The 9085-nt window shown below is 56.4% G+C and carries 8 protein-coding genes and 1 pseudogene; 1 reads left to right on the top strand and 8 read right to left on the bottom strand.

What is annotated here, in order from left to right:
* Nucleotides 1–151, top strand: a pseudogene (locus tag ACP151_RS17180) (IS110 family transposase); the annotation flags it as partial.
* Between the two features lie 489 nt (nucleotides 152–640).
* On the opposite strand, the gene ACP151_RS17175 reads toward ACP151_RS17180, so the two are convergent.
* The 8 genes from ACP151_RS17175 to ACP151_RS17140 all read right to left on the bottom strand — a co-directional run bounded on the left by ACP151_RS17175 (nucleotide 641) and on the right by ACP151_RS17140 (nucleotide 8755).
* Nucleotides 641–1612: a TRAP transporter large permease gene (locus ACP151_RS17175; protein WP_424980125.1), complete on the bottom strand. Its 972-nt coding sequence runs from the start codon at nucleotides 1610–1612 to the stop codon at nucleotides 641–643.
* 426 nt (nucleotides 1613–2038) lie between these two features.
* The gene (locus ACP151_RS17170; RefSeq protein WP_424980124.1) at nucleotides 2039–3316 is read right to left on the bottom strand and encodes a TRAP transporter large permease; all 1278 of its coding nucleotides are present in this window, start codon (nucleotides 3314–3316) and stop codon (nucleotides 2039–2041) included.
* On the bottom strand, nucleotides 3313–3852 hold the full coding sequence (locus tag ACP151_RS17165) for a TRAP transporter small permease subunit (protein WP_424980123.1): 540 nt from the start codon (nucleotides 3850–3852) through the stop codon (nucleotides 3313–3315). The genes ACP151_RS17170 and ACP151_RS17165 overlap by 4 nt, the downstream gene beginning before the upstream one ends.
* 189 nt (nucleotides 3853–4041) lie before the next feature.
* Entirely contained in the window at nucleotides 4042–5091 is a 1050-nt protein-coding gene (locus ACP151_RS17160; RefSeq protein ID WP_424980122.1) for a TRAP transporter substrate-binding protein, read from the bottom strand.
* Nucleotides 5092–5151: 60 nt separating this feature from the next.
* A complete protein-coding gene (locus ACP151_RS17155; protein WP_424980121.1) occupies nucleotides 5152–5625 on the bottom strand; it encodes a RidA family protein in 474 nt (157 codons plus the stop codon).
* A gap of 8 nt (nucleotides 5626–5633) precedes the next feature.
* Nucleotides 5634–6701 carry a glutamate cyclase domain-containing protein gene (locus ACP151_RS17150; RefSeq protein WP_424980120.1) on the bottom strand — a complete coding sequence of 356 codons (1068 nt, stop codon included), beginning with the start codon at nucleotides 6699–6701 and terminating at the stop codon, nucleotides 5634–5636.
* Nucleotides 6702–6714: 13 nt separating this feature from the next.
* A complete protein-coding gene (locus ACP151_RS17145) occupies nucleotides 6715–7734 on the bottom strand; it encodes a threonine ammonia-lyase (protein WP_424980119.1) in 1020 nt (339 codons plus the stop codon).
* Between the two features lie 112 nt (nucleotides 7735–7846).
* Nucleotides 7847–8755, bottom strand: coding sequence for a LysR family transcriptional regulator (locus tag ACP151_RS17140; RefSeq protein WP_424980118.1), 909 nt, complete (start codon nucleotides 8753–8755; stop codon nucleotides 7847–7849).
* Nucleotides 8756–9085: the final 330 nt, after the last annotated feature.

Genomic DNA, 9085 nt, shown 5'->3' with positions numbered 1-9085 from the left:
CCAAGGACCGGCACAATGCCCATCTGCGCCGCAAGGCCTATACCGCTATCGCGGCCAAGATGGCGCGCACCGTACACGCCGTGGTCAAACACGGCGAACCCTATCGCCCCTTCTTCGAGGGGTGAGCCCAGGCGGAAAGACCTCTCTCTGACAAGGGCCGTGGAGGCAGTTCGCTGACCTCGTAGATAATGTTCGGGCTTTCTGCTTGGGATTTGGGATCTCGTATTAAGGACGGTGAGGGCCGCCAAGGCGCGTACCCTGTGTTTGCTATGGAAGAGATCAATTCTTGACGGCAGAACCCGTCTGGGCCAACCTGTCAGGGCGTCCGGGGCTCCGGATGCTCCATGACCTGCTGACCTAAGCAGCCGGAAATTCCCGACATAGGACGTTGTCAGACACAATTGCTCCCGGCGCCCCGCGCTCTGCAATCAGCCGGTCCAGTTCTCGCGTGGCTGCAGGGGGAGCGCGGATAGGACGTCGTCTGGTTCAGAGAGGCCTTGAAAGACCAAGGGGCACGCTTGCAGAGGGGGCTTGGATCACCGGTGTCGGGCGTACAACAAGGAAGGATAACATTGCAGGTGGATGGCCGGGCCTCGCTCATCAAGTGGATTTGGCCCGGGGAAATGTGACAAGTGCTTGGTTATCCGTATGGAATGAAAAGCACGATCTGCGGGAACAGATACAAGATGCCGACAAACAGAAGCATGATCAGCATGAAAGGCAGGGCGCCAAAGATAACGTCTTCGACCGGACCTCGCTTGCGCACACTTTGAACCACGAAAAGGTTCAAGCCTACGGGCGGGGTAATCAGAGCGATCTCCATCAGCAGCACAATCACGATACCGCACCAAACGGGATCAAAACCAGCCTGAACCATGATGGGCGCAATGATCGGAACACTTGCCACCATCATCGAGAGGGTCTCCATGAACATGCCGAGAATGAAATAGAACAGAACAACCAGACCAAAGAGCGCGAGCGGCTCCAGGTTCATTCCCGCAATCCAGTTGCTGGCGGCCTGAGGCAGTCCGATAGCCCCAAAAACAAGGTTGAGGAAATAGGCGCCGATCATAACAGCCATGATCATCGCGGTGGTTTTCATCGCACCTTCAAAGGCGTCCAGGATAACTTTTACGGACAGGCACCTGTAGCAGGCCGCGATTACCAGGGCCGCAAGCACACCCAGGGCGGCAGCTTCGGTTGCGGTTGCCCAGCCCAGATAGATGGAGCCGATGACGGAGACAAAGATCGCCACGGGTGGCAACAGGTCCGGCAATGCTTGGAGTTTCTGCGCGCGTGTCGCAGTGTTTCTGGTCCCACCCCACTCAGGTTTCATGGTGCAGACGACCGCGACCAAAACCATAAATAGCGCCGCCAACAGAATGCCGGGGATCAGCCCTGCAAGATACAGTTTGGGAATGGAGGTCTCAGTCAGCACCCCATACAGGATGAGATTGACCGAAGGCGGGATCAAAATGCCCAATGTGCCGCCTGCGGCGATCGTTCCCAGAAACAGCCTCTCATTATAGGAGTTCTTTTCGACCTCCTCCAACGCCACCGTTCCTATAGTCGCAGCGGTGGCAACGCTGGAGCCCGAAGTCGCGGCGAACATGGGATCTCGTATTAAGGACGGTGAGGGCCGCCAAGGCGCGTACCCTGTGTTTGCTATGGAAGAGATCAATTCTTGACGGCAGAACCCGTCTGGGCCAACCTGTCAGGGCGTCCGGGGCTCCGGATGCTCCATGACCTGCTGACCTAAGCAGCCGGAAATTCCCGACATAGGACGTTGTCAGACACAATTGCTCCCGGCGCCCCGCGCTCTGCAATCAGCCGGTCCAGTTCTCGCGTGGCTGCAGGGGGAGCGCGGATAGGACGTCGTCTGGTTCAGAGAGGCCTTGAAAGACCAAGGGGCACGCTTGCAGAGGGGGCTTGGATCACCGGTGTCGGGCGTACAACAAGGAAGGATAACATTGCAGGTGGATGGCCGGGCCTCGCTCATCAAGTGGATTTGGCCCGGGGAAATGTGACAAGTGCTTGGTTATCCGTATGGAATGAAAAGCACGATCTGCGGGAACAGATACAAGATGCCGACAAACAGAAGCATGATCAGCATGAAAGGCAGGGCGCCAAAGATAACGTCTTCGACCGGACCTCGCTTGCGCACACTTTGAACCACGAAAAGGTTCAAGCCTACGGGCGGGGTAATCAGAGCGATCTCCATCAGCAGCACAATCACGATACCGCACCAAACGGGATCAAAACCAGCCTGAACCATGATGGGCGCAATGATCGGAACACTTGCCACCATCATCGAGAGGGTCTCCATGAACATGCCGAGAATGAAATAGAACAGAACAACCAGACCAAAGAGCGCGAGCGGCTCCAGGTTCATTCCCGCAATCCAGTTGCTGGCGGCCTGAGGCAGTCCGATAGCCCCAAAAACAAGGTTGAGGAAATAGGCGCCGATCATAACAGCCATGATCATCGCGGTGGTTTTCATCGCACCTTCAAAGGCGTCCAGGATAACTTTTACGGACAGGCACCTGTAGCAGGCCGCGATTACCAGGGCCGCAAGCACACCCAGGGCGGCAGCTTCGGTTGCGGTTGCCCAGCCCAGATAGATGGAGCCGATGACGGAGACAAAGATCGCCACGGGTGGCAACAGGTCCGGCAATGCTTGGAGTTTCTGCGCGCGTGTCGCAGTGTTTCTGGTCCCACCCCACTCAGGTTTCATGGTGCAGACGACCGCGACCAAAACCATAAATAGCGCCGCCAACAGAATGCCGGGGATCAGCCCTGCAAGATACAGTTTGGGAATGGAGGTCTCAGTCAGCACCCCATACAGGATGAGATTGACCGAAGGCGGGATCAAAATGCCCAATGTGCCGCCTGCGGCGATCGTTCCCAGAAACAGCCTCTCATTATAGGAGTTCTTTTCGACCTCCTCCAACGCCACCGTTCCTATAGTCGCAGCGGTGGCAACGCTGGAGCCCGAAGTCGCGGCGAACATTGTGCAGGCCGCGATATTGGAGTGCATCAGACCGCCGGGCAGCCATGGCATCCACAGGACCAGAGCCGTGTACATCCGCGACGCCAGGCCAGAGCGCAAGAGGATCTCTCCAAGCAGCACGAACAGCGGGATGGCGATTAGCAGAAAATTGTTTGAAACCGTCCAGGCGATTTCTCCGATCGCAAAGTGCAAAGGCAGGGGAGAGAAAGTGCCGGACAGGATGAGCGCCACAAGGATCAGGGTTGCGGCCACAGGAATGCCAAGGAAAAGCAATCCAAGCAAACTTCCCAAAGATGTTGCGATCATGGCTGATGTCCTTTGGATGTCTGAGGTGTTTCTGTGTGTTGCAGCTCCACTTCCTCCTGCACTTCTTCTTCAGCGCTCTTGATGCCTGCCAGCGCGCTGGCTGCTTTGCAGTCGCCTTTGGCAATCAAGGCGAGACAGCAGGCCAAAAGCACCAGACCAGAGAACAGCAGCATGATCAGCCCGCCAAGCCATATGGCCTGGGGGTAAACCATGGGAATTTGCAGAGCTGAGGTGGAGCGGGATGAGGTCTGAAGGGATTGTATAACCAGTTCAAAGCCAAAGAGGGTCACGACGGCAAAAACGGCAAGAAAGGCAATCAGGGCGGCAATATCCACCGTGAGCTGCATCCTGGCCGGAAATCGGACATAGGCCGTGTCCACGCGAATGTGCGTACGGTCCAGCAAGGCACCGCCAAGGGACCATGTGGTTGCGATGGCAAGCGCAAAACGGGCAAGTTCGTCTGCCCCGTCAATTGCTTTGTTGAAGACGACTCGCAGCAGGATGTCCGAGCCGATCAGGAGCGCTGCTGCAAGCATGACCGCCCCTCCCAGCCAAAGGCCAGATCGGGTGATCAGGCGATTATACCTGAGCGTATGTTGTATAAGCGGGCTCATCCTGTGGCTTTCCGATTTGCTTAGAAATGTGTGCTAAAGAAATGACATCCAGGAAGTGGGATGACATACAGGCCGCACCGCTTACGCGGTACGGCCCCTTTTGGTCCAGATTTAGTTCGCCTGGATCGTCTGGTTGATTGTTGCACCGATGTTGCTGTTCCAGTTCGCAGTGCATTCGGCACCGCAACGCTCGGCCCAGCCGGGAAGAACCGTTTCGCTCACAATTTCGGCCGCCCGCTGCAGGTCAGCGTCGCTGGGGTAGTTCAGTTTGATTGTTGCCGATTTCCCCAAAGTACAGCCATCCTGACCAGAGTTGCACACCTCTGACTGGTTGATACTTTCGGCAAGCGTCGCCCACATCTTGTCTTCATAGGCCGCAAACTGTTCGGTCAGGAAAGATTGCGTCGCCTCTGGCAGGCCATCCCAGCGGGACTTGTTCACTGCAACCACGTTGAACGACCAGCCCAGCGGGAGCATGAAGACGCTGTCAGTCACTTCTGGCCAGCCAGCCGAGTTGCCGCTGAGCGAACCGGTCACGGCACAGTCAACAACCCCGTTGTTCAGCGCAGGCACGACTTCGGAGAAAGAAATCGAAACGGATGTCGCGCCGACACCAGAGATAAAGTCACGCAGCGTGTTGTTGTAAACGCGGATCTTTTTCCCTTCGAGATCGGCAATGCTGCCAACATCTCCCCGGCACCAGATGACCTGGGGGGTATTCGCGCCGATTGCCAGCAATTTGGTGTTCCAGTTGTTTTCCATCCGCTCGTTCAGGACGGATTTATATGCAGAACAGGCTTCCCGTGCGAGTTCGGCAGTTGGCAGCGTGCCCGCCAGGTCGCAGGCTTCGAACCGCGGATCGTCACCAGCCATTTTGGTGATATCCATGCCCGCAAAATCCATCACACCCAGCTTCATCAAACGCAGCATGGACTGGTCATCCAGGCCCATCTGTTCGATCGGTGTCAGGTCGGCCGTCAGCTTGCCCCCGGAATTTGAAGGCAGAATGTCTGTCCAGAATGGTTTCTCATCATAAATGGCAACCGGAATGGTGGACGCAATGCCGACCACTTTGAAGTGGTCCTTTTCCAGCTCTTGCGCGGCGGCAGGTGCGACGGCAACGGCGCCGGCGAGCAGGGCTGCACTGGTTATTGTTTTCATTTCAGATTTCCTCCGTTGGATAGTTTTGAATTGTGGGTAAGGTGGCGTTCTCTCGGCAAGTCACGCATCCGTTGCGACTTCGAAAACGGCCTCGATCTCTACGGCCATGCCTGATGGCAGCGCGTGTGTGCCAGAAGCAATGCGGGCATGGGCCCCTGCCGGGCCAAAGACATCGCAGATGAGATCGGAGGCGGCGTTCAGAACCTTGGCCTGAGCTTCAAAATCAACTGTGCAGCGTACCAACCCAGCCAATCGGATCACGCCAGTTACCCGATCCAGATCGCCATCGCAGGCGTTGCGCAGCTGACCAAGCAGGTTCAGCGCGCACAGGCGGGCCGCATCCTGTGCCTGTTCAAGCGTCAGGTCCTGACCAACGATACCCTTGTAGACAAGTTCACCCGCATTTCGCGGACCCTGGCCCGCAATAAACACCAGATTCCCGGTTTTGCGGTAGGGCAGGTAGTTCCCCTGGGGGGGATTGCTTGCAGGCAACTCGATCCCAAGTTCAGCGAGGCGGCTATCGATTTTTCCCATTGCTTTTGTCACTTCTGCTGGCGCCAGTCGCCGCTGTCGCCCTTCCATCCGGTTACCCGGCCGTTCAGGCGGTCCAGCGTATTGCGCAGACTGTCGATCAGACCGGCCCATTCCTTGGCCGAAATGCCATCCACTGCCGGTTCTGGGGCCATGAACATGCCGTCCACGCCGCCGAAGGTGACACATTGTTCAATGCAGCGGACTTCCAGCTCCGCGCTGTGGAACACGTTGGGCTTTTCCAGCAGAGCCGACAGCGCCGCGACCAGACCGGTCGCGCCCCAGTTCGAAACATTGGAGACGATCAGATGATCCGCAACCATGACTGCCGCAACGCCGCCCCGACCCGGGATGCCGCTGTCTTTGGCTTTTGGACTGAAGGTGCGCAGATCCTCCGCAATCACGCCCATGCCCATTTCGTTGCCGCCGTCGCCGATCGCAATAAAGGGGATGTCTTGTGCTTTTGCAGCGGTGAAGAACTGATCCAGGTCAGCCACCAAACCGTCAAGCGGGCGGCCGCCCAAGCCATTGTACAGGCCATGGTCATTCATACCTGGCCGTTCGATCGAGACCACAACCGAGGGCTTGGTATCGTTCAAAAGCGCTCCGGTGATTTTTCTGCAGCCGTCATCGTCTTTGGGAACGGTGCGGATGTAAACCGGACGGATAAATTCAATCGGGCGGACGACGCCGTCTTCCGGGAAGGGCAGGGGCGAAAGACCGGCACCCCGGCATGTCCCGGCCATCATTTCTTCCCAGTCCTCATCAACCAGGATTACCGATTCAATCCCCAGGCCAAGGAACAAAGCCCGCGCCAGCAGCGCTGCGCCGACCGGGCCATCGGTTTCCGGAACACCGGCGCCCTCGGGGAAACCGGTTGCAATCACGACCGGCCCGCCGTGCTCCCGGACATTTTTGACCAGAATTTCTGCGCCGCCCATACAGGCGGGGCCAGGCTGCTGCGTTTGCAGGGCTGTGTAGATTTTGTCGATCAGACCAACGCCGGTCAGATCCAGCGTCATGAAATCTTCGATGGTTTTGGCGATCAAGGCGCCCTTTTGACTTTGCAAATCAAGCATATTCTTTTCCTGCTTATTGATTTGGAGCTGCCGGAGGCAGTTCGGAAACAAGATAGGTGGCGTATTTTTCAGGATCGACATTGCCGCCGCTCAAGAGAATGCCCGTTGTGCGGCCCGCAGTTTCGATTTTGCCGGCCAGAACAGCAGCGAGCGCAGCAGCGCCACCGGGTTCGACGACAAGTTTCAGGTTTTTATAGGCAAACTGGATGGCGGCGATCACTTCATCATTCGTGACTGTCAGCCCAGCTTTCAGATGCGACTGGCACAGCGGGAAAGTATGTTGGCCCGGAACAGTCACCAGCAGGGCATCGCAAATGGACGTCAGAACGGGGGAGGCCGTAACACGTTCACCTGCCGCCAGAGACTGTGCCATGCCATCGAACCCTTCGGGCTCCACACTGAACACCTCTGTGTCGGGGTTAACAGCATGGACACCCGTCGCCGCACCGGAGACCAGACCACCACCAGAACAACTGAACAGCGCGGCATCAAGAGGAGCCTCCATCGCCTGGGCTTGCTCGGAGAATTCGGCACCCAAAGTTGACTGGCCAGTGATGACGTAGGGATCATCATAGGGCGGAATGATGACAGCCCCGGTTTCAGCAGCGATCTGCGCACCGATTTCCTCGCGCACTTCTTTGGTCTTGTCATAAAGCCGTACAGTCGCGCCATTTGCCCGCACGCCGTTGATCTTGGCCTTGGGGGCCTCCTGCGGCATCAGGATTGTTGCGTCGATGCCCAGTTCCTTGGCGACATATGACAGGGCAAGTCCGTGATTGCCGGAAGACCAGGCAACAACGCCGCCGGCCTTTTCTGCCTTGGTCAGTTGCAGAACACGGTTGATCGCCCCGCGAAATTTGAAAGAGCCCGAGCGCTGAAGTATCTCAGGTTTGATCAGAACTCTGCCGCCTACACGCCGGTTGAGTTCTTCGTTTTCCAGAACAGGAGTTGCAACCGCATAGGGGGCGATACGTGCCCTTGCCGCGGAGATATCTGCTGGACTTGGTTCAAAGTGTTTTTCGCTTGCCGACACTTTATTCAGTCTCCTGACGTTAAGTTGTCAGCAAGACAAGCACAACATAGATATTACGCAAAATTATTTATAAGAATGAATTCATATAAGTAAACATAATAGCTGATCTGTTTCAAGGCCAGATCGGCGCTCTCTTCTGTGCAACATTTTGCGCAATCTCAGTGATTTCACCCAACATGCCGCTGCCAGGGCTGTAGGGGTAAAACCCAAAAAAACAAAGAGGATCCAAGGAGATGTCACTTGTCAGGCAAGTGAAGTCAGTTGCGGCGTCGCGCGGCGCCAGGCCCGAGTGAATTGCGCCATCTGCAACAAGAGCAACACCCGTGCCATCCAGGGTCATACTGCGGATCGTTGCCAGAGATGTTGAGGTGATGATTTTCGGAGCTTCCCCCAGCAGCCGATACAGCGCCTCTCTCAATGCGCCGTAAGGATAGGCGCGTTTGGGATAAGTTATCACCGGCAGGCGCAAGAGATCCTCCACCGTCAGATGCCCACTCGGCACAAGGCCTGGCACGCAATAGAACTTCAGGGGGAAAGCCCCCAGCTGGATTGAGGCGTAGTCACTGCTTGGCGCAGGGCCCAGCATGAAAGATAAATCCAGTTCTCCGGCTTCAAGCGCTGCTTTCAGGGCTGATGTCACATCGACTTCGATCTCAAATCGGACCCGGGGAAACTTGAGCCGCACCTGGCTTAAAAATTCGGAAAGCCAGATCTGCGCGATTGTCTCAGAAACCCCCAAGCGGACAATACGGGCCTGTTTCTGATGCAGCTCCAAATCCGTTTCAAGCGCCGCTACCTGCCGCAGGATCGTTTCACAATGCCTAAGCAGAAGCTGCCCGTCGCTGGTCGGGGTTATGGGTTTGATCTTGCGATTCAGCAGCGACTTCCCAAACAGCGTTTCGAGCGCAGAAATGCGTTGGGACACGTTTGGTTGTGTCATATTCAGCCGTTCTGCAGCGGCAGAAAAGTTGCCAAGCTTGCATACCCAGAAAAAGACCTGAAGTGATTTGAAATTTTGCATATGGGCTTCTTTGGGAGCTGAAAGTTGGAGTTCGTCAAAATGCTGCCGAGCAGAACTGACTGCAGCGAGTTCAGCTTTTGAAAGGCATTCCTTTACAGGAGCTTAGCCACATAAATCGAAACTGAAACGCCGCCGGTTAGCGCAAGTTGATTTCAGATTGATAGGCGACAATCTCTTCAGTTTCCAGTGGCGCATAGTGACCGAGGGTCAGTACCTGTCCGTCGTCAGGGATTTTGGGACAGATGGGCGCCTGAGCTAAGAGAGGATCTGGCTCATCCGGTTGGTTTGATTATGCGGCGGATTTGCGGTGAAGCAAGCGCCGGGTTTCGG

The sequence above is a fragment of the Leisingera sp. S232 genome (genome assembly GCF_049800895.1).
Classification (GTDB): Bacteria; Pseudomonadota; Alphaproteobacteria; order Rhodobacterales; family Rhodobacteraceae; genus Leisingera.
This window is presented reverse-complemented; position numbering and strand designations above follow the sequence as displayed.